This is a genomic window from Ruegeria sp. BC1 (genome assembly GCF_056539305.1).
In genome coordinates this window covers 57,868-77,008 of the sequence record NZ_JBQFUT010000012.1, presented here as the reverse complement: position 1 = coordinate 77,008, position 19,141 = coordinate 57,868, and the positions used below count along the sequence as shown (strand labels likewise).

Here is a 19,141-nt window from a genome sequence, read left to right as displayed (position 1 = left end):
CCTTGGATCGAATGATCATTTTGCCGTTGGCATGACGAACTCAGCACCTTCCGAGATGCTTTCGGGCCAGCGCTGCATGATGGATTTCTGCTTGGTGTAGAAACGAACACCCTCTTCGCCATAGGCGTGCATGTCGCCGAACAGGCTCTTCTTCCAGCCGCCAAACCCATGCCAGGCCATCGGCACCGGGATCGGCACGTTCACACCGACCATGCCAACCTGAACCTGCTTGCCGAATTCGCGCGCGACGTTGCCGTCACGGGTGAACAGCGACACGCCATTGCCGAATTCGTGGTCGTTGATCAGTTGCAGACCTTCCGCGAAGCTCGAAACGCGTACGCAGGACAGAACCGGGCCAAAGATCTCTTCCTTGTAGATCTTCATGTCCGGGGTGACATTGTCGAATAGGGTGCCACCCAGAAAATAACCTTCCTCGTGCCCTTCGACGCTGTAGTCGCGGCCATCGACCAGCAGGTCAGCACCTTCTTCAACGCCAGAGTCGATGTAACCCTTGATCCGGTCACGCGCAGCGGCGGTGACAATCGGGCCCATCTCTGCGTCCAGCTCAATCCCGTTCTTTACTTTCAGCGTCTCAGCACGCTCCTTCAGAACCGGCATCAGCTTGTCAGCGGCATCGCCAACCAGAAGGGCCACCGAAATCGCCATGCAGCGTTCGCCCGCCGACCCATAGGCCGCTCCGATCAGAGCATCGGCTGCCTTGTTCATGTCGGCGTCCGGCATCACCAGCATGTGGTTTTTTGCGCCACCCAGAGCCTGAACGCGTTTGCCGTGCCGCGCACCAACCTCGTAGATATAGTTGGCAATCGGGGTCGAGCCGACGAAGGAAATGGCCTTAACGTCGTCGTTCTCCAGCAAAGCATCCACGGCGACCTTGTCACCCTGAACGACGTTGAAGACGCCATCGGGGAAACCAGCCTTCTGCATCAGATCCGCATATAGCAGGGATGCGGACGGGTCGGTTGGCGACGGCTTCAGGATAAAGGTATTGCCTGCGGCGACGGCGATCGGGAACATCCACATCGGCACCATGACCGGGAAGTTGAAGGGAGTGATCCCGGCGACAACACCCAACGCCTGACGCGTGGTCCAGTTGTCCATGCCAGTGGAGACTTGCTCCGTGTAGTCGCCCTTGAGGAGTTGCGGAATGCCGCAGGCAAACTCGATGATATCAATACCGCGCTCAACCTCGCCCTGAGCGTCGGTGAAAACCTTGCCGTGCTCAACCGTAATGGCACGAGCGAGCTCGTCCTTGTGTTCACGAACGAGGGCTAGGAAATTGTTCATCAGGCGGGCGCGCCGGATCGGTGGCGTGTTCGACCACTTAGGAAACGCCGCTTTGGCAGCAGCAACCGCGTCGCCAACTGTTTGTACTGTCGCCAGCGACACTTCGCCGGTTTGAGCACCGGTTGCGGGGTTGAAGACCGGTTGAGTGTTTTCGCCGGAACGAACAGTAATTTGGCCATTAATGTAGTGGCCGATCAAAGTGATCGGGGATGCATCTTTCATGATGTCAGTCCTTTTGGGGTTAGCAGTCAGGGGTTATGGCAGGTCAGCCAATACCTCTCCAAGTGTTTGACAGAGTGTCTCTATTTCAGGTTCCGAGATGATAAGCGGCGGCGACAGCGCGATGATGTCGCCGGTGACCCGGATCATGATCCCGGCATCCCAGGCCCGTTTCATCGCATCAAAGCCCCGCGCTCCCGGCGTACCCTCTCGTGGTGCAAGCTCGATTGCGCCCACCAGTCCCAAATTGCGAATGTCGATGACATTTGGCAGGCCTTTGAGGCCGTGAAGCTGATCCTCCCAAGGCCCCGAAAGCAACGCTGCGCGGCGGAACAGATCGTTTTGCTTGTAGCATTCCAACGTAGCCAATGCGGCGGCGCAGGACACAGGATTGGCGGAATAGGTATAGCCATGGAACAACTCAATCGGCGCATCTGCGTTTTCCATCGCCGAGTCATAAATCGCATCGGAAACAACGACAGCCCCCATCGGGATGACACCGTTGGTTAGGCCTTTTGCCGTCGTTATGATGTCCGGCTTAACATCGAAATACTCCGAAGCAGTCGCGGTACCCAAACGACCAAAGGCGGTGATGACCTCGTCGAAAATCAGCAGAATTCCATGGCGGTCACAAATTCCCCGTAACCGCTTCAGGTATCCTTTCGGCGGTAGAAGCACACCGGTGGACCCCGCCATCGGCTCAACGATAACGGCTGCAATGGTCGACGCATCGTGAAGCGCGATCAACCGTTCAAGATCGTCCGCCAGTTCTGCCCCATGTTGCGGGCATCCACGTGAGAATGCGTTTTTCTCCAGATCATGGGTATGGCGCAGGTGATCGACACCGGTGAGAAGCGTGCCAAAATGCATGCGGTTCTTAACAATACCGCCGACCGAGATTCCGCCGAAGCCAGTGCCGTGGTAGCCGCGCTCTCGCCCGATCAAACGGGTGCGGGCCCCGTCACCGCGCATCCGGTGATAATGCAGCGCAATCTTGAGCGCCGTATCAACGGACTCGGAGCCAGAGTTGGTGAAAAAGGTGTGATTCATTCCCTCAGGCATCATCGCGGTCAGCTTTGCCGACAACTCAAACGCCTGAGGGTGGGAGAACTGGAAATTCGGTGCGTAATCCAGCTCGTGCACCTGTTTTTGCACCGCTTCGACGATCAGCGGATCACGATGACCAGCGTTGACGCACCACAGTCCGGCGGTACCATCCATGACCTTTCGACCATCGGAACTGGTGTAATACATCCCGTCGGCCGACTGGATCATTCGGGGCTCGCGAAGGAAATCACGATTGGCTGAAAACGGCATCCAAAACGATGACATTGTGTTGGGTTGATCAAGCACGTTCATTCCTCGTGAGGCAGATTTTCATTTGATGCCAAATCTTTGCAGAGTTCAGACATTCCGCACACCCGGCTTTGTGGGAAAGTGTAAGTTGTTGAAAAACAGACCGTGCTCACATAAAGTGCTTTCGATCAAACGCGAGAAATCATTGAGGTAACGGTTTTGTCATCAGATTTGGAAACGGCTCGTCGCCTAAAACTGATTCGTACCTCAAAGGGTCTCAGCCAGCGTGAGATGGCCAAGCGTGCTGGAGTTGGTAGCGGGACAATTTCTCAAATCGAAAGCGGATCGACCCAACCCTCTGTTGCTTTGCTCAAGAAGATTCTGGCGGGCGTTGATATCAATCTGGGGTTCTTTTTTAGTTTTGAACTCAAAAATGAAGACAGCTTTTACTTTCCCCATGGAACCATGCGCGATCTTGGGTCACCTGGGGTTTCCTATTTGTTGGTTGCAGGTGAGCGCCGAGACAGGAAACTACAGATGCTGATTGAGGAGTACGAAGTAGGTGCTGACTCGGGTCGAGCTGAACTGTCTCACGAAGGTGAGGAATGCGCTGTTGTGATAGAAGGACGGCTGGAAGTCACGGTAGACGGGCAGTCCAGGGTTCTGGGTCCCGGAGACGCTTATTATTTCTCGAGCATACTGCCACACAGGTTTCGGAATGCCGGTGATACGCCCTGCAAAGTCATTAGTGCATGCACTCCTTCGTCGTTCTGACTGAAACACAAGCACTCTTCTGTGAGCGCTTCAATAGTTCGCGGGTTGTTCAAATTCGATAACCAACTCAGAATGTGGAAATGAAATCGACATTCGCGATCAGGAGCCAATTGTCGCCTTTCTCGCGCAATCCCCGACGGCTGGCTTTTTAGATTTTGCGCTTGCAGCGAATGGCCGGAATGCGGGCTGCGGCTGCAGAAATCCAACAGGGTGCTCAAAGTCGGCTATGGGCCGCGAACAACCGGATACTGGCTCCGGCATACGCCAGGCGCTGCGTTGGGTGCGAGCCCAAGCTCAGGGTTTGTGTGTGTTCTATGAAAGGCACCGGTTGACCAATTCTCGAAACTCCGTCGCCGGGAGCTTCGAGAGTTCGTCCTCAAATCAAATGTCGCCTCAGTTCTCAAGAGGCTTGGGATTGATGGGGCGAAAATCACCATCCAGTACGGCTTGGCTGACGCCATAGTTTCGCACGCTGTAATTGAACGGCTCACCACCAGAGGACAAAGAATTGATCGCGTTGTCTCCGCAGTTGAAATGCACGGTGATGGTCCCATCCGCATTTGGTTCCCACATGTTCGAGTTGATATGCGTGTTCCCGGCCATCAAATAACCCGCTTCATCATAGAGCGTGAAGGACGTGAAGAACTTGTTCTTGGGATCGTCAAAAGTGATGCCAAGGCAGTCATCTCCGGGCAATGCGGGCGAGCTGGAATAGGCGTTTGAAACACCCAGCTCTGGCGGATACCCGCCCCAGCCAGCGGCATGTGAAATGTCGAGCAGATGCTGGTCGGCAGCGCCGGGTGCCTTGGCATAGGTGTAGTCAATACCAGCCTTCAAGAACTCGTCTTTATAGGCAATGCGCAGCGCTTCAAGCTGCTTCTGATCATAATCTGCCGAAACATATGGGCTGTTTTCAACATAGTCTGAAACAGTGATTATATCCTGCACGTCGTGAAGATGATCCAACGCGTCGGAGTCGGTGCGGTCCTTAAGCTCGGTCCGAAACATTACAAAGGCGAAGTCAGTCGATACTCTCAGCTTGTGTTCACCTGGCTCAACAATGAAATAGGGCGAAAACCCGTCTTCATCCATGATCTGCACCGAGACATACAGATCGGTGTCTGGAATGTTGACCGTGAATTCATGATCATCCGACACGTCGACAATCTGGATGGAATACAGTGTATCCCAGTTCATGCGCACCGTGGGCGCTTGGGCCCCAACAGGTGACACTTCGCGCAGGTGCAGTATTTCTTTGTCGGCCCCTCTGCGGGCCCAATTGGCAAAGTTCCAGGCGGTTTCGGCTTGGGCAAAATTATCAGCAGTGACGGCGATTGTTTCCGCCTGCGCCAGCGACGCAGACGCCAAAAATGTTGCGGTCAGAAGGAGCGGGGATTTCATTTTCAAAACTCCTGATTTTTTGTTGCTTCGCGAATGATCATTTGACCAGCTCAATCTCACCGGGGCGCCATGTGCCATCAAACCAGGGCTCAAGCGGGCCATAGAGACGCAGGATGGTCGACCAGGACTTGCCCGGCATGGTCTGAATCCAGTTCCCCTCTTTGCCCTCGGGCGCTTGGGGGGCAAACCAAACTGTATAGCTGCCATCGTCATTGGCTTTGAGGGTAGGCAACGTGCTGTCGACGCCTGCCAGTTTCTGATCTGTTTCCAGCAGGGATCGCGTTTGGGTGCTGTAGACCACGAATGACCAATAGTTGTTCACCGGAACGTCCGCTGGAATGGTGATTGAATAGGTCTTGCTGCCGTCAAGATAGCCCCCATCGCTGTCACGGTTGATCATTGCATATTGCGAGCCAACGCCGACATTCTTGGCCACCATCGCGGGGGTGATGCCAGTGGCGTAGTAGTGAAACAGCGTGCGGGCATCGACAAGCTTTACGTCGCCCGCCTGGAATTCGTGATCACCGCCGACAAATGGGGTTTTCCAATAGCCGGTTTCGTACAGGAAGGGGGCTCTGGTACGGGGTGCATAGATCAGTGAACGCGCAGCAGCGGTTCCGATGGCGACTGCTTCGGTAAGTGTTTGGGTCAAACGTTCATCAGGCTCAAACGGCTGCCCCCTGCGAATGCCCAAGGTGAACAGGTCGCCCAATAGCTCTGCAGGCAAAGCGCCTTCGGGTTCGGCATCGACAACGGCTTTCATTTCTTCGAAAAACAAGAAGTCGTTGGCGTGGATGGTATTGACCTGCACATCCGTCATATCGACAAACCCGGTTTCAGGCGGATTGTCCCGTTCGGACCAGGGGTAAATACGCAAGTTCTCTTTGACACGACTGGCTTCGGCTGCTGGCCCATCTGCGCCGGGGAAGGCCCGAAGCGCGAGCCAGTTCATGTAACTTGACGTCTTCAGGATATAGTACCCGTCCTCGGGTAGATCCCCATCATAGTCATTGGGCACGATCAGGTATTTCCCACCTTTGCCCTTGTCCGGCCCCGCGTTCCCGACATCACCGACATAGCGCATATAGACGTCGTCGATCAGCCCCAGAATGCCCGAGGGCAGCTCCAGAACCACTGGGCCATTCGACAGGTCGGTACAGCCCATCACATAAATTGTCGTTGTGTTGGGCGTCAGCAGCAAGGATCGGGCATTGTAGAGATCCTGAAAAATCCCGAAACTTCCCACAACCGCTCCGGTTTCAGCGAGCCCGCGGCACATCGCATAGGTCGATGCGGCTGGCATCCCGTCTGTAAAGGCGGTGATCCCCCGCGCAAGGTTCAGCGCATCATAGGCAACAGCCGCTGTTTCCGGGGTCGGGAGGCCGTCGAAATATTCCAGTGTTCCCAGCCGCGTCTCGAAATTGTCAGGGACTATGATGCTGCCTGGCACATTCGCCGCGTATTCCGGACTGTCTTGCGCCATGGCAAGTGATGCGCCGCAAATCGCGGCAAACGAACCGGTGTACTTTAGGACTTGCTTAATCATGATTTTAGTACTCCCTAACAATAGCATCCGCCGTGCACCCACGGTTCGGATCATCAAATTGGGGGTATGATACCAAGAGCCATCCGCCTAAACTGCACGTCAACGGGCATTTGAGGGCAAATATGGATCGGGACGAAGCGGTTCACTTTTTGCGGCAAAACGGCTGGCTTTCGCGTTTGCCGGATGCTGTACAACAGGATTGGCTAAGCGGCGCGCGGTTTCATCAGATTTCCAAAGGTGAGCGCATCTTTGAAGTCGAGGATGATCCGCGCTTTATGGTTGGCCTCGCGAGCGGCTCAGTGGGCGCATATCTGAGCTACCACCACGATGAAACACGGCTGGTTTTGCTATACGAAAAGGGAAATTGGTTTGGCGATGCCGCTGTTATCACTGGCGAGCGGCATCGGGGTACGGGTGTTGCGCGAACCGATTGCACAATACTCGTGGTGCCCGCTGCCCATGTCGAAAGGGTAAACGAGCGCCACCCGGAGGTTTGGCGTCACATTTCCATGAACGTGCTTTTCCAAATCGACAGTTATCTGACTCTGACCGAAGCGGCACTCAACCGAGACCCTGTGGGCCGCGTGATCACCATGTTGATCAGCCTCAAAAAACTGAACCCAAGGCAGAGCGTTTTCAATCTATCCAATGAAGAAGTCGGGCAAATGACAGGGCTGACACGAAACACAGCAAGCAAATGCCTGCGTACGCTGGAAACCGCTGGAGCGATTGAGCGAAGCTATGCAAGCATTCGCGTCTCCGACTTGCAGTCTTTGGAGCAACATCTTAGGCAGAATAGTACAAAATAGTCGCTAGCTTAGGCAGAGATGGGTTCAACACTGATTTGCGGCGCAGCGATGACCACTATTAAGTCCAGGGCAGTTTTCGGGCCGTTTCAAACCTGTTCAAGCGCGCTGTGTGCAGAGATTTGTTGATTTTGACCGCGTATCAAGAATACGTCCGAGTAACCGTCCGCAACAATGGCTGGAAGTTTGAGGTTGGGGTGTGACTGTGTGATTTGCCGAGACCGACCTGCATTCAGAAACCACCTTACTGTTTAGTGATGCACTGGAATGCGATTGCCAAATCGCATCGACGCGAATGTTTGGGAATGACCGGGGTTCAAGGGCTCGTTCTGTTCGAAAACCCCGGCCAGCAAATGAGTCAGTTGCTCGGTGTCATGTCGACAATTGTGGGTTCGCGATCACCGCTTGTCGGGAAGACCACCATATCATCGCCCATGGCACCAAAATCGATCTTGCTGAGATCGACCTTATGCACGGTCCGGTCGTACATTGTGTGATAGTAGTAAGTGAGGTTCTGGGAGTCGCTGGCGGTGGTGACCTGCGTTGCACTGTAGAGCAGATCTTCCGATTGGACATCGTCCTGTGCACCCTCGGCGGCATCGGCCGGAATGTTGAAATTGTCGAGGATCCGGAAAGCTTCCCGTACAGTATCGTAGCCGCCCTGGGTTTCACGGGCCGTTTGCGAGAACGCCACGGCGCGGACAAAGCGTGACGGGGGTGTGAAATCACCAGGCAGGCCGATCATGCCGCTGCCTGCGCCAAGCGGAGCAAAAGTGACGCCGCTGGCTTCGACCTGCGGAACGCCGATAGCAGTCAGATTGACGTAATTGTTGAGGTTCGTCATATGCCAATCATAGTTTGGCGAATTGGTGATTACGCCAAGCGGGGCATCGAAAACAGTCAACTCGCCATCAATATACTCGATGACGATCCGTCCACCTGATCGGTCTGCCACCAGCATGTGAAACGGAAACGGAAAACCAAGCGTCTCATCCACCACGCCCACGACACGAATATTCTCGAGCCCGGCTGTCGCCTCCTCGACCGTTTCGAAATTCGACAGGACATAGCTTGCCAGCAAATCACCGGGGATGGTGTTGTCGGCAAGTTCAGGATTGTACTCCTGATATTCGGTGAAGCCCGGCAAGTAGAACAGCCCGGCAGTCAGTCCTACCTCATTGATCCCGTCAGCGGGGGCGCCGTGGTCCAGCATGCTGATGCCGACCATGCCGTACTTTCCTGTCCAAGTAGCACCCTGCTTTCCGTCCGGCATCTCGCCGGCACTGTACGAATAACCCCTCGGGATGATGTTGATCTTGGTTTCGAGATCGAAAGGCCCCCATTCGGCGGTCCTCGCGCGAATGATGCTCCCGTCCGAACCGGTTAGCATAATGCCGGTACAGGCCCACGACACTGATGCGGATGCGATCAGCGCAACTACGGTCCGGGCAACGGTTTTTGTCAGCTTCATGATATACATAGATGACCTCCTGATGTGGCGTCTTTCAATATTTTGGAGTTGCTCGATGATAGTCGTGTGTCAATTGCGAAAACCCGTTTCTGACTGGCGGTTTGCATCAAAACTAGGTGGTGTTTCATGTCGATTATATCTGATACTCAGTGCTGATCTGTAGCAATCACAACAAAGTCGGCATGGGCCAAGATAAAAACTTCATTGATCCTGCCAAAGGCAGGCATGGAAACGTTCTCCCGGCGGACAAAAGCCGTGATCAAGAGGAACCCGCCAAGCCGCGATTGGATATCTCCGAGGCGAAGCGCACAGTTCTCAGGTACGGATGGCTTGCCGAACAAGATAAGTCATTTCAGGCCGTCATACTGGAGAAGGCCACGCTTCTGACGTTTGCAGTCGGTCGCCGAGTCTTCGACGTCGGCGACTTCCGCGGCGGCATCTTTGGAGTTGCAGGAGGCGCTTTTGGAATCAAGGTTCCGCGACGCAGTGGGGAAGACAGGCTCGCCCATATATGCCGTAGCGGCGTGTGGTTCGGATATGATGCCTCGCTTAGCCGGCGCCACCGGAACCTGACATTCGTGGCGGTTGAACCCTCAATTGCGTTCCACGTCCCGCTGGGCGCGCTGGACCAGATAGCTGCATCCGACTCGAGTTATCACCGGGCCCTAACCAAGGTCGCGTCCTTCGGCATGGACATTGCCATCGCGACCGTCTCCGATCTATTGATACCCAACGTCCAACAGCGCATTGCCTCGACTCTGCTGCGCATCGCTTCAACACATGAGGCTGGGCAAGAAGGCACCGCTGTCATTTCGGGGTTAACGCAGGAGCAGATCGGTGAGCTGGCAAATGCCGCGCGAGACGTGGTCAATCGAACTCTCAAGCAATTTGCATCAAAAGGGTGGATTGATGTCGCCTACAAGAGGATCAGGTTACTGAAGCCTGCGTCGCTGGAAGCGTATTGCTCATGACCCGATATGCAATGACTTGCATTTCAGGGTGTGGCTTCAAGCTGCTTTTCGTACGGATTTGAGCAGTTCGCAGCCGCTTATTTGCAATGTTACGGTGATGAACTGTACTCTTTAGTTTGGGTTTTTGAGCCCAGAACAAGCCCGCTATGAACTGTCAGCAGCTGAATGCTAGCGCATGGAAATGCTGTTGAACGCCTATAAGGAACACGGTGTGACAATCTGCTGAAGCCGACGATGTTACGTCAGTTGGGTGAATGAGCGTGAGATTCCGGTTACCTCGTTTTGCAAAGTCATTGGACAGACGGGCTTTATTGATCGACAATTGTGTCATGGAGCTGACAGCGACCACACCTGTCCACCTGATCCATTTGGATCCAGACGTCAACATGGCGCGGTTCTATGGAATAGAGTTGCAGCCGACGTTGTTTGGGGAAGTGTCCGTCCTCCGTACCTGGGGACGTATTGGTACAAACGGGCAAGCCATGATGGTGACGTACGAAGATGAAGCCGAGGCTGCCGAGGCGCTCAAAAAACTCGAAAGGCAAAAACGCCGTCGAGGGTATGCTCCGGTCGATGAGTGACTTCGGGCTGCAATTTGTTTCTTTGGCAAATCCCGAGCCTTTTGGCTCGTGAGCGGGCTCTAGGTTTCAGCCGGCATGCCGGCTGAAACCCAGAACACCCCAGCATGATCTCCCTGACGCAGTAGCCCCTGAACCGTCTCTTGCGAGCCGGGGCAGGGGCTTTGGGTCATGGTCGCTCCATGCCGTGGTAATCTGCCCATTCGGGTTTCGATCCCTTTTGCGCTCCCGCAGGATCCAAGATCCATTGGCTTTTTTTGTTGGGTCAGGCGGGAATCGAACAGGCCAAACGCCCCCCGACGTAAGGGGGAAGGCACGGCCTCCCCCCTCGGACAAGACAAATCGATAAGATTGTGACCCCTCGCGTTGCGCTGCGGGCCGCACCATTCTTGTCGAATTGTCCTGTCTCGCCCCTCTCCGTCTAGTCGACACAAATCTTAGAGGTTGTGATATCATGATTTATCATTCTTTTAGGGGCCCACTTGAAACCCGATCTCAGCCAAAACGCTCTGGAAGCGACCGATTTTCTTAAGGCAATGGCGCATGACGGCCGTTTGCAGATCTTGTGCCTGCTTCTTGGCGGTGAGAAATCCGTAAGCGAAATCGAAACCACCTTCTCTATGCGGCAGGCAGCAGCTTCCCAGCAACTGTCACGTCTGCGCTTGTCTGGTTTGGTTGAGTCGAGGCGCGACGGAAAGAGCATCTATTACAGGATTGCGGATGAACGCGTGTTGGCGATTTTGGAGGTTCTGTACGATCTGTTTTGTAACGAAGATGCGGAAAAGTAATCTGCAATCGATGCGGTCATTACAGGGCTGGACAAAATCGGAGTTTGGCATTCCACACTCGTATAGCCAGCCAGCGTATACGGCATACTCAGCGCCTTAATCGTCAACACCAAGGGCTTAAGCGTCGGACCTCACGCGGCCTTTAGCGTATTGTTGGGTCCAATTGGGATAGTTAACACTCTGATGTGCAGCAGAACCAAACGCGGCCAAGTCTAATCTGAATTTGCCCATAAATGCAGGTTACAAGCAAAAGACTCTGACGGTACCCTAAGGTTTCTGGTCTTTTCCCATGAACCCCAGGGCGCCCTCATTGTTCAGGATATCGACAGCGATATCCAATGCGTCTTGGTCGGAACTGAATTTATCGTCCCAAACATAGCTGGCGTCCTCTGCGTCGATCACTTCCAATGTCCAGCGGTCCTGGTTTTCCAAGCGATAGATTTCAATTTCAAAGCGAAATCCATCGACAAGTACGGACTTACACTTGTCCGACATTATCAGGTTTGGTTCATCGATATTCATGACTGCGCTGTTCCAATCTTTTGAACGCAGGCGATGTCATATCAGCAAAACTCGTAGCTTGGCCAGCATCGGATGGGAGGGTGCGCGACGCACCAAACTCGTACCCCCTCAAGTAAATCAATAAACCCCCCAGGTACGCCGCGTTCGTCAGATACCGTACTGGCCGAGCTTTCTCAACGTAACAATTGTTTCTATGCTGTAATGAATCTACCGCTCCCGTGGGTCCGCTCAGGGCTTGTTGCTATCGATCCAGCGGGACATCAGATTGCGATCCCGGAAACACTCGTCCGGAACAGGGCTGCGCTTGATCCGGGCGATGCGCTCCGCAAATGCCACTTGCTTGGAACTCGGCCGGGTATCGCGTACGCGAGGGGCTGACCTCTGCGTGTCGATCCATTGGCTCATCGCGCGCCGATCTTGCTGGATTTCCCATGGCAAAACGACGTTTTGTTGCTCTGCCAACTTGCGTGCATAGGCAAGTTGCTTGGCCGTTGCAGGCAGTGCTGTCTGTGTTTCTGAGCTGGCAGATCCGGACATGTGTTCTTCCCCTTGGCAGCGTCACTAAAGAATAGAACAAAAGGGGTTCAAAATCAAGTATATTGTGATCGCATAACACCAGCATACTATATATGGCGTTAGCGCCAGTGGAGGGTAACACTTGTGCTTTTGTTTTCTGATTAGACCACGCAAACGGCGAGTTGAGACTCGCGCGGGCTCACTCCAATCCTGAAACTACTCTTACCGGTTCTGAGCTCGTTTATGACGTGAAGGCCCTAGTCATCTGACGTTCTGCCTCATTGGCAAATCCCGAGCCAGCCGGCTCGTGACCGGGCTCTAGGTTCCAGCCGACATATCGGCTTCCACCCAGAACACCCCAGCATGATCTCCCTGACGCAGTAGCTCCTGACCCGTCTCATGCGAGCCGGGGCAGGGGCTTTGGGTCATGGTCGCTCCATGCCGTGGTGATCTGCCCATTCGGGTGACGATCCCTTTTGCGCTCCCGCAGGATCGCAGATCCTTTGGCTTCTTTTGTTGGTCAGGCGGGATTTGGACAAGCCAAACGCCACCCGACGTCAGGGGGAAGGCGCGGCCTCCCCCCTCGGACAAGACAAATAGACAAGACCGTGTCCTCGCGCGCTGCGCTGCGGGCCGCACCACTCTTGTCGATTTGTCCTGTCTCGCCCCTCTCCGCGTTCGCCACGAGGCAGGTTTTAGAGACGACGCCCTTTCAGGGCTCGGCTCAAAACCAGCACCAAAGGGGACCAGCCCCGGAGGTCGCACCACAAAAGGAGAGACGGTTTTGAACAGTGAAGCAACAACAGACATCGAGAACGACACGAGCCTTCAGGCTGCAGAGATTGCGGCGCAGAATGACCTGTTTCGGAAAGCCCTGATCGATCCGACTGCAGCAATTGAGATGCACTCCAAGGGCGTTCAGGGGCAGGTGTTTGTCACGCCCGGCGTGTCCGGCGAAGGGATGGAGTTCCAGGCTGCGGCATTGGCGGCATTGGCGTCGGATGACCAGTTTGACGAAGGCAATGACCCTTATGGCGATCACACTTTCGGAACAGTGACGGTCAGCGGCCAGAAACTGTTCTGGAAAATCGACCTCTACGACGCGGACTATAAATACGGCTCCGATCGCCCGTTTGACACGTCAGTGACGCGCCGCGTCCTGACCATCATGTGCCCCAGCGAATACTGAGATCAGCCCTGTTCCAAAGGGGCAGGGACTGCATGCGCAACCAGCGCAAGAAAGGTCCCTCTCGGGACATGCAAGCATGCCCTGCCGGGCAATGGGTGAACCTATGCCCGCAAAAACCTGAAAGGGGGTGATGAAAATAAGTCAGGAAACTTTGCAGCAACGACGGCGCGAAGCCGTTGAGCTGGTCAAGAAGGGAGGTCTCTCCGCCAAGATCGGCCTCGCCTTCTTGAAACAACACGCAGCCGCTTAAGCGGCCCCGCTCTACCCCGGAAGGGGTAGGGCACCCTTAACACGAAGCGAAACACTCAAACAAGGATTTGCCCCATGAGCAAAGTCGAAACATTCACCGCACCAGAAACCATTGAAACAATCGCCCTGTCCGATCTCTACCTGTCTGATCTGAACCCACGACAGGAGGCCGCTGAGGAAGGTATCGCCCTACTGGCCGACAGTCTGGTCATGTGCGGCCTGATCCAGAACCTCAGCGGTCTGCGCGATGCAGATGGCAAAGTCGCTATCGTTGCCGGTGGTCGCCGCCTGCGAGCTCTGAATATCGCCGTGACCGAGCGCGCCGATCTGGCACAGGTTCCCGTGAAGGTCACGAACAACCCCTTTGTGGCCGAGCAATGGGCCAATGCAGAAAACACCGCCCGCGAGGAACTGGACCCGGTGGACGAGGTCCGCGCCTATGGCAAGATGGCCGAGAAATCCCTGTCTATTGCCAAGATCAGCAATGCGTTTGGCGTAACCGAAGCCCATGTGCGCCGTCGGCTTGCGCTGGCCGGTCTGCCCACCGCCGTATTGGATGCGCTCAAATCTGGCGAGATCAGCTTGGGGCTGGCCAAGGCCATGACAGTCAGCACCGAAGAAGAGAAAATTCTGGAGGTGCTGGAACAGGCCAAGGAGTGCCGATGGTTCAGTGAGCATGATGTCAAACAGGCTCTGACGTCAGAGGCTGTCAGCAGCACCAACCGCAAGGCCGTGTTTGTCGGGCAGAAGGCTTATGTTGGGGCGGGCGGCACCGTCACCGCTGATCTCTTTGCCGATGAGACCCTGTTCAATGAAGGCGATCTACTGGATCATCTGTTTGCTGAGAAACTGGCAGCGGAAGCAGTGAAACTACGCGAAACGGATGGCTGGGATTGGGTGGACACCCATGAAGACAGCTACATTCCGTATGGATTTTCGGGAAGCGAAGGCATGCACCGTCTGGAGATGGTGAGTCGAGAGTTCACCGAAAAACAGGCCGAGCGGTATGACGCACTTGCCGAGCTCTATGAGGGTGAAGCTCTGGACGCGGACGGTGAAAAGGAACTAACCGCGCTCGAGGACTATGCCGCGCCGTATTACTCCGACGATCAGCGTAAGCTGTCCGGTGTGTTTGTCTATGTCGGCAACAGTGGCGAAATCAAAACATCATCAGCCTATGTCGCGGCAGAACATGTGCAAGCCGCCATTGAGGCCGGTGTTCTGGCCCCGGTCAAAAAACCAGAGATCAAGGAGGCACCAAAACCAGCCTATTCGCAGAAGTTCATCGACGACATGGTAGCGATCCGGCTGGCGGCGGTTCAAACGGCCCTGCTGGACAAGCCGGATTATGTGCTGAGCCTGTTTGCCTTCTCCGCAACCCCGGCCTCCGGTCTGACCAGCACCCTGTTTGGGTTTGGCTATGGTGGCGCTGAGCGGAACACGCCGGAGATCGACAACCAGTTCCTCCTCGACCCGCGCCTTGGCGGGGAACGGGATGAGGCGGCAGCGGCGGCTTATGACCAGTTCCAAGAGATGGCCGCACAAGGCAGCGTGGAGGCGTTCAAAGCGTTTCGCGATCTGGGCAAGAAGACCCGCAATGGAGAGATCACGGCTTTTCTGGCCCGGCAGTTTCTGACCCAACGCCCGGAGTTCATGGCGGAGATCGAGGCTGAGATTGGTGCCAACATGCGCGCGATCTGGACCCCTTCGACAGAGAATTGTTTCAAGCGACTGAAAGGCTGGCAGCTGGATGATCTCTACAAGGAATTGCTGGACCTGCATGGTGACACCGACATGTTCAAAGCCTTCGCGAAATCCAAGAAAGGTGCGAAGAACGAAGCGATACACAAGCTCTTCAATGACAAAGAGCATCAGGCGGCACTGGGCGTGACCGAGGCACAGAAAGCCCGGATCGATGCATGGGTGCCGGATTGCTTCTGAACCCAACAGGGCAGGGCGCATCGCGCCCTGCCTGACAAGCCCCTGCAGTGTTTAACTCAAAGATGGATATACGATGCGGCATTGCGTGCGCTAACTGCCGAGACTATCCATCAGAGGTCGGTCACCCGGCTCATTTTCTAAAGCTATGACTTGATCAGAACGGATTTGGAAAGACCCATGGACACCTCATCAAACAAGCTCGAAAAAGCCGCCCGCCGCGTTTGGAAATCCGCGCAGATGTTTGTCGGGTTTCATATGGACCAGAAGGGCAAGCCGCGCGAACAGCCGAAGCTCTGGCCGCCAAAGAACGGAAGCGCATCGATCCATAGCGACCCCAGCGAACAAGAGGCGATTGTTGTCGTCAAATCCGCTGATCCTGAGGCCGCCCAAGATGTGCAGATCAAGCTGCACCCAAACCGCATTGTTGTGCGTCGCGATGCAGATATGTGGTGGCAGGGTGTTGCGATGGATGAGCATTCCGTGACGGTCCGAATGGCCGACAACACGATCATTGAAATCCGGCATGACGGCTCGGTGAAGCGCCGCTCGGCGGAGGATGAAACCCATGTTGAGGCCGATGGCAGCATCTTCAAGTTCACCGAATTTGCCGAGGCGCATATGACGGGTGACGGCGTGGAAATGACCCGGCGCACCGAGGATCGCATTGCCACGATCACAGCCGACGGTGTTGTCGATCGCGCGCGCAAACGTTAGCGTGTGTTCAATACCTCCAAGATTTTCCTTCGGTTAAACTTGTGGCCCGCTTCGGTGGGCCGCTTTCTTGGAGCGGTATCGTGCGGCCTCCGCCCATGTGCTGGTCCCGCCGACATCCGCGCGTGAGATAGGTCACGTGGGTTGTCGTGTTATCTCAGCCAAATCCACCCCGCCAAATTAAGTCCGGCTGATCACCTGGTCCGCACATGCGCGGACCAAGGCCGGACAGTCCAGTCTTTGGCCTCCGCCAGTTGGAAAGGGCGACTTGCATCGCCAGCGATCTTTCATTCATTGCCTCGAGGGTCATACCCTTCTGGAAAGGCCGCTTGCACTCGGAACTGAGCATAGCGCCTGTGATTGACCTGGATCGAGGCGGTGTTGCCGCCACATACAGTATCGCTTTATTCAGATGACCCGTGCGCAGCGATCCCAGAAAGTCTTGCCTTTTCACTTGGCCTGACAGTTTCAAACCCATTGCCGGAGATGATCCTCGGCTGCGGTGTTTCTGAAGGGATGAACATAAGCGGGCAGTCGGGGAAGACGCGCGGTGCCCGTGTCGGGCGCCGCGCTTCAACAGGGAATTTCCCCTGCGCCTGCGGCGCATTCCGCGCGGATCAAATTCCCTGCTGACGTCCCCTTGTTGCCCGCTTTTCCCATGTTCATCGAAACACGCCATAGCGAGGATCAAACAATGGCAACTCAAACTCTGAAACTGAACGTCAAGACCGGTGAAAAAGAAGGCAAGACTTTCTGGGATCGCTGCGGGGTTCTCTTTGTCAGTACCGATGAGGCTGGCAACATCACCTCGATCCAGGTCAAGCACAACATGTTCCCCGGCGTCGAGATGGTGGCCTTCCCAAAGCGGAACGATGACGAGCCCGTCACCGAATGACGAAAGGGCAGGGCGGCGCAAGCCGCCCTTTTCTTTGCTCCGGCCGAAGAGCCGGACCACACATGCGCCACACGTGACGCGCGGATCAACGGCCGGGCAGGGGCACCGTCCGGCCGCAACGCGGCAGTTCGCACCTCTGCCACACCCGCCGCGCAAGCGGCGGGAAACAGAGCGCGCTGAGGCGCGCGAAAAATGCCATACTGAACTTGAACGTGCCGGTATGTGACGGGCGCTGTTCAGGCAGCCCACGCTTTGCGTGATTGCCCTGCGCCGGTCCACCGGCACCCACGCCTGCTGGTTGGAAAAGGGGCGGGACCCTTTTCCCGGCGTGGAGATTGCCTCCAAGAGCAAAACTGTTCCGGTGGCAATTTGAGAAAATACGAATTTCTAAAATCACCCCCGGTTTCCTCTTGGAGAGTATGACAGGATCGCCAGAATTCCAGCCTTCAGATGGTCGAAAAAGCTGCCAGTTGGTTCGCTTCGGTACAACGAAATCGCTCCATCTTCGCGAAGGGATTTCCAAGTAACCCGGTCATTCTCGTCTAGCTGGACGAAATAGGTATTCTCCCGCAATGCTTCATCAAGCACGTGAACCGCACGTGCCGTCAATTCCGGAGAGTCTACCAAGACGCCCATTTCCGTGTTGATATTGACGGATCGCGGATCCCAGTTGAACGAGCCAACAAACAGATAACGGTCGTCGATCGTGAAGGCTTTGGTGTGAAGGCCCGCGCGCGACTGACCCCAGTTCACACCCCTCTGATGGACCTGGTCGGAATCGGGGCGCAGTTCAAACAGTTCGATGCCCCCGTCCAACAACGCGCGTCGTTCCTTTGCATAATGGGCATAGACCGGCGCCACATCGTTTGACGCCAGCGAATTGGTGACAACGCGCACTTCGACCCCACGACCCTCAAGCTCGCTCAGCCATTGGACCCCTTTCTTTCGGGGGACGAAATAGGCCGACACGATATTGACCGAACTTTCGGCGTTCCGGAAATAGGGCACCATTTGCGATGCCAGAATGGGCTGATCAGCATCGGCCCCGGCTGCCTTGGATGGCGGGTCGGAATACAGTTTTGCCGGAACCCAATTCAGCCTGAGTGTCCTAAGGGTAAAGTTCTCTTGCGCCGCTTTTTTGACCGCCGCTGCATACGGGGTTTTCAGCGCTTCATCGACACGCGCATTCAGGCGCACGCGGGCATCTGCCAACCCCAGAGTCTCGGGTTCGCCAATCACCGCATGAGCGGGAACGGCAAATTCACTATTCCAGTATTCGTCGAAATTATCGGACACCTCGTTAACCACTGGCCCGGCCACGAGGATATCCAAATCGGCATAGTTCATCTCTTCCTTGGCCAGAAAATACTCATCCCCCACATTGCGGCCTCCCACGATGGAAACGGTGTTGTCTGCCGTTATGGATTTGTTGTGCATGCGCCGGTTAATGCGTTTGAAATCAGTCAGACCTGCAACCAGCAGGCTCTGATCGCGCCAGAATGGGTTGAATAGCCGGATCTCGATGTTTTCATGAGAATCCAGCGCCGCCGTCATCGCGTCATAGCCGGATGTGTCCATGTCATCGAGCAGCAGCCGCACGCGCACACCGCGATCCGCCGCATCTAACAGGCTTTGGGCAAACAATTGCCCGGTCAGGTCGTTGTGCAGCAGGTAGTATTGAGCATCGATCGACACATCCGCTTGCGCCGCCAACACCAGTCGCGCGGCTAAAGCCTCTTCGCCGTTGCTGATCAGCTTGACCCCCGATCGCCCGTCGCGCGGATCTCCCAGTTTGCGCACCGCAGTCGTCAACCTGCTGTTAGACGGGATCTCGACCGCACGCGACGGGGTTTGAACAAATTCACGAGATCCCGTCGAGCAGGCGGCCAGCGCGATCAGTCCCAGCGATACCCATAGTAGTTTTCTCGGCATCATTTTTCTTCCTTTAACCTTATTCACCAGC

17 protein-coding genes are annotated in these 19,141 nt (G+C 55.5%); 9 read left to right on the top strand and 8 right to left on the bottom strand.

The features are described 5' to 3' along the window. Positions 1-15 precede the first annotated feature (15 nt). A complete protein-coding gene (locus ACR0IY_RS20390) occupies positions 16-1,527 on the bottom strand; it encodes a CoA-acylating methylmalonate-semialdehyde dehydrogenase (RefSeq protein WP_170407634.1) in 1,512 nt (503 codons plus the stop codon). 33 nt (positions 1,528-1,560) lie between these two features. Beyond that, positions 1,561-2,883, bottom strand: coding sequence for an omega-aminotransferase AptA (gene aptA, locus ACR0IY_RS20385; RefSeq protein WP_170407631.1), 1,323 nt, complete (start codon positions 2,881-2,883; stop codon positions 1,561-1,563). Between the two features lie 156 nt (positions 2,884-3,039). On the opposite strand from aptA, the gene ACR0IY_RS20380 reads away from it, so the two are divergent. Beyond that, entirely contained in the window at positions 3,040-3,594 is a 555-nt protein-coding gene (locus tag ACR0IY_RS20380) for a cupin domain-containing protein (protein ID WP_170407628.1), read from the top strand. A 393-nt stretch (positions 3,595-3,987) separates the two neighbouring features. Here ACR0IY_RS20380 and ACR0IY_RS20375 read toward each other — a convergent pair whose 3' ends face one another. Both ACR0IY_RS20375 and ACR0IY_RS20370 read right to left on the bottom strand, forming a co-directional pair. Continuing rightward, positions 3,988-4,995, bottom strand: a complete 1,008-nt coding sequence (locus ACR0IY_RS20375) for a DUF1254 domain-containing protein (protein WP_480676607.1) — start codon at positions 4,993-4,995, stop codon at positions 3,988-3,990. 37 nt (positions 4,996-5,032) lie between these two features. Then, positions 5,033-6,541, bottom strand: coding sequence for a DUF1254 domain-containing protein (locus ACR0IY_RS20370; RefSeq protein WP_480676605.1), 1,509 nt, complete (start codon positions 6,539-6,541; stop codon positions 5,033-5,035). A 122-nt stretch (positions 6,542-6,663) separates the two neighbouring features. Between ACR0IY_RS20370 and ACR0IY_RS20365 the strand changes: the two genes are divergently transcribed. Next, positions 6,664-7,350: a Crp/Fnr family transcriptional regulator gene (locus ACR0IY_RS20365; protein WP_480676603.1), complete on the top strand. Its 687-nt coding sequence runs from the start codon at positions 6,664-6,666 to the stop codon at positions 7,348-7,350. A gap of 355 nt (positions 7,351-7,705) precedes the next feature. Here the strand turns inward: ACR0IY_RS20365 and ACR0IY_RS20360 are convergent, their stop codons facing one another. Next, positions 7,706-8,827, bottom strand: coding sequence for a linear amide C-N hydrolase (locus ACR0IY_RS20360; RefSeq protein WP_480676601.1), 1,122 nt, complete (start codon positions 8,825-8,827; stop codon positions 7,706-7,708). Between the two features lie 173 nt (positions 8,828-9,000). Here ACR0IY_RS20360 and ACR0IY_RS20355 point away from each other — a divergent pair, with 173 nt between their 5' ends. The 3 genes from ACR0IY_RS20355 to ACR0IY_RS20345 all read left to right on the top strand — a co-directional run bounded on the left by ACR0IY_RS20355 (position 9,001) and on the right by ACR0IY_RS20345 (position 11,155). Next, entirely contained in the window at positions 9,001-9,789 is a 789-nt protein-coding gene (locus ACR0IY_RS20355; RefSeq protein ID WP_480676599.1) for a Crp/Fnr family transcriptional regulator, read from the top strand. A gap of 260 nt (positions 9,790-10,049) precedes the next feature. Further along, entirely contained in the window at positions 10,050-10,370 is a 321-nt protein-coding gene (locus tag ACR0IY_RS20350) for a WGR domain-containing protein (protein WP_480676597.1), read from the top strand. Positions 10,371-10,849: 479 nt separating this feature from the next. Beyond that, the gene (locus ACR0IY_RS20345; protein ID WP_480676595.1) at positions 10,850-11,155 is read left to right on the top strand and encodes an ArsR/SmtB family transcription factor; all 306 of its coding nucleotides are present in this window, start codon (positions 10,850-10,852) and stop codon (positions 11,153-11,155) included. 267 nt (positions 11,156-11,422) lie between these two features. Here the strand turns inward: ACR0IY_RS20345 and ACR0IY_RS20340 are convergent, their stop codons facing one another. After that, positions 11,423-11,677, bottom strand: coding sequence for a hypothetical protein (locus ACR0IY_RS20340; protein ID WP_480676593.1), 255 nt, complete (start codon positions 11,675-11,677; stop codon positions 11,423-11,425). 228 nt (positions 11,678-11,905) lie between these two features. Continuing rightward, on the bottom strand, positions 11,906-12,214 hold the full coding sequence (locus tag ACR0IY_RS20335; protein ID WP_480676591.1) for a hypothetical protein: 309 nt from the start codon (positions 12,212-12,214) through the stop codon (positions 11,906-11,908). Positions 12,215-12,977: 763 nt separating this feature from the next. Between ACR0IY_RS20335 and ACR0IY_RS20330 the strand changes: the two genes are divergently transcribed. The 4 genes from ACR0IY_RS20330 (at position 12,978) to ACR0IY_RS20315 (ending at position 17,178) form a co-directional block, all read left to right on the top strand. Next, on the top strand, positions 12,978-13,382 hold the full coding sequence (locus ACR0IY_RS20330; RefSeq protein WP_480676589.1) for a DUF3768 domain-containing protein: 405 nt from the start codon (positions 12,978-12,980) through the stop codon (positions 13,380-13,382). A 324-nt stretch (positions 13,383-13,706) separates the two neighbouring features. Beyond that, entirely contained in the window at positions 13,707-15,572 is a 1,866-nt protein-coding gene (locus tag ACR0IY_RS20325) for a ParB/RepB/Spo0J family partition protein (RefSeq protein WP_480676587.1), read from the top strand. A 177-nt stretch (positions 15,573-15,749) separates the two neighbouring features. Next, a complete protein-coding gene (locus tag ACR0IY_RS20320) occupies positions 15,750-16,286 on the top strand; it encodes a hypothetical protein (RefSeq protein ID WP_480676585.1) in 537 nt (178 codons plus the stop codon). A 691-nt stretch (positions 16,287-16,977) separates the two neighbouring features. Further along, positions 16,978-17,178, top strand: a complete 201-nt coding sequence (locus ACR0IY_RS20315) for a hypothetical protein (RefSeq protein WP_170609281.1) — start codon at positions 16,978-16,980, stop codon at positions 17,176-17,178. A 393-nt stretch (positions 17,179-17,571) separates the two neighbouring features. On the opposite strand, the gene ACR0IY_RS20310 is transcribed toward ACR0IY_RS20315, so the two are convergent. Continuing rightward, on the bottom strand, positions 17,572-19,110 hold the full coding sequence (locus ACR0IY_RS20310; RefSeq protein ID WP_480676582.1) for a phospholipase D family protein: 1,539 nt from the start codon (positions 19,108-19,110) through the stop codon (positions 17,572-17,574). Positions 19,111-19,141: the final 31 nt, after the last annotated feature.

Coding starts and splice junctions, on each gene's coding strand:
- ACR0IY_RS20315 (WP_170609281.1), top strand. CDS start 16,978: ATGGCAACTCAAACTCTGAAACTGAACGTCAAGACCGGTGAAAAAGAA.
- ACR0IY_RS20320 (WP_480676585.1), top strand. CDS start 15,750: ATGGACACCTCATCAAACAAGCTCGAAAAAGCCGCCCGCCGCGTTTGG.
- ACR0IY_RS20325 (WP_480676587.1), top strand. CDS start 13,707: ATGAGCAAAGTCGAAACATTCACCGCACCAGAAACCATTGAAACAATC.
- ACR0IY_RS20310 (WP_480676582.1), bottom strand. CDS start 19,110: ATGCCGAGAAAACTACTATGGGTATCGCTGGGACTGATCGCGCTGGCC.
- ACR0IY_RS20365 (WP_480676603.1), top strand. CDS start 6,664: ATGGATCGGGACGAAGCGGTTCACTTTTTGCGGCAAAACGGCTGGCTT.
- ACR0IY_RS20340 (WP_480676593.1), bottom strand. CDS start 11,677: ATGAATATCGATGAACCAAACCTGATAATGTCGGACAAGTGTAAGTCC.
- aptA (WP_170407631.1), bottom strand. CDS start 2,883: ATGAACGTGCTTGATCAACCCAACACAATGTCATCGTTTTGGATGCCG.
- ACR0IY_RS20355 (WP_480676599.1), top strand. CDS start 9,001: ATGGGCCAAGATAAAAACTTCATTGATCCTGCCAAAGGCAGGCATGGA.
- ACR0IY_RS20335 (WP_480676591.1), bottom strand. CDS start 12,214: ATGTCCGGATCTGCCAGCTCAGAAACACAGACAGCACTGCCTGCAACG.
- ACR0IY_RS20370 (WP_480676605.1), bottom strand. CDS start 6,541: ATGATTAAGCAAGTCCTAAAGTACACCGGTTCGTTTGCCGCGATTTGC.
- ACR0IY_RS20375 (WP_480676607.1), bottom strand. CDS start 4,995: ATGAAATCCCCGCTCCTTCTGACCGCAACATTTTTGGCGTCTGCGTCG.
- ACR0IY_RS20390 (WP_170407634.1), bottom strand. CDS start 1,527: ATGAAAGATGCATCCCCGATCACTTTGATCGGCCACTACATTAATGGC.
- ACR0IY_RS20360 (WP_480676601.1), bottom strand. CDS start 8,827: ATGTATATCATGAAGCTGACAAAAACCGTTGCCCGGACCGTAGTTGCG.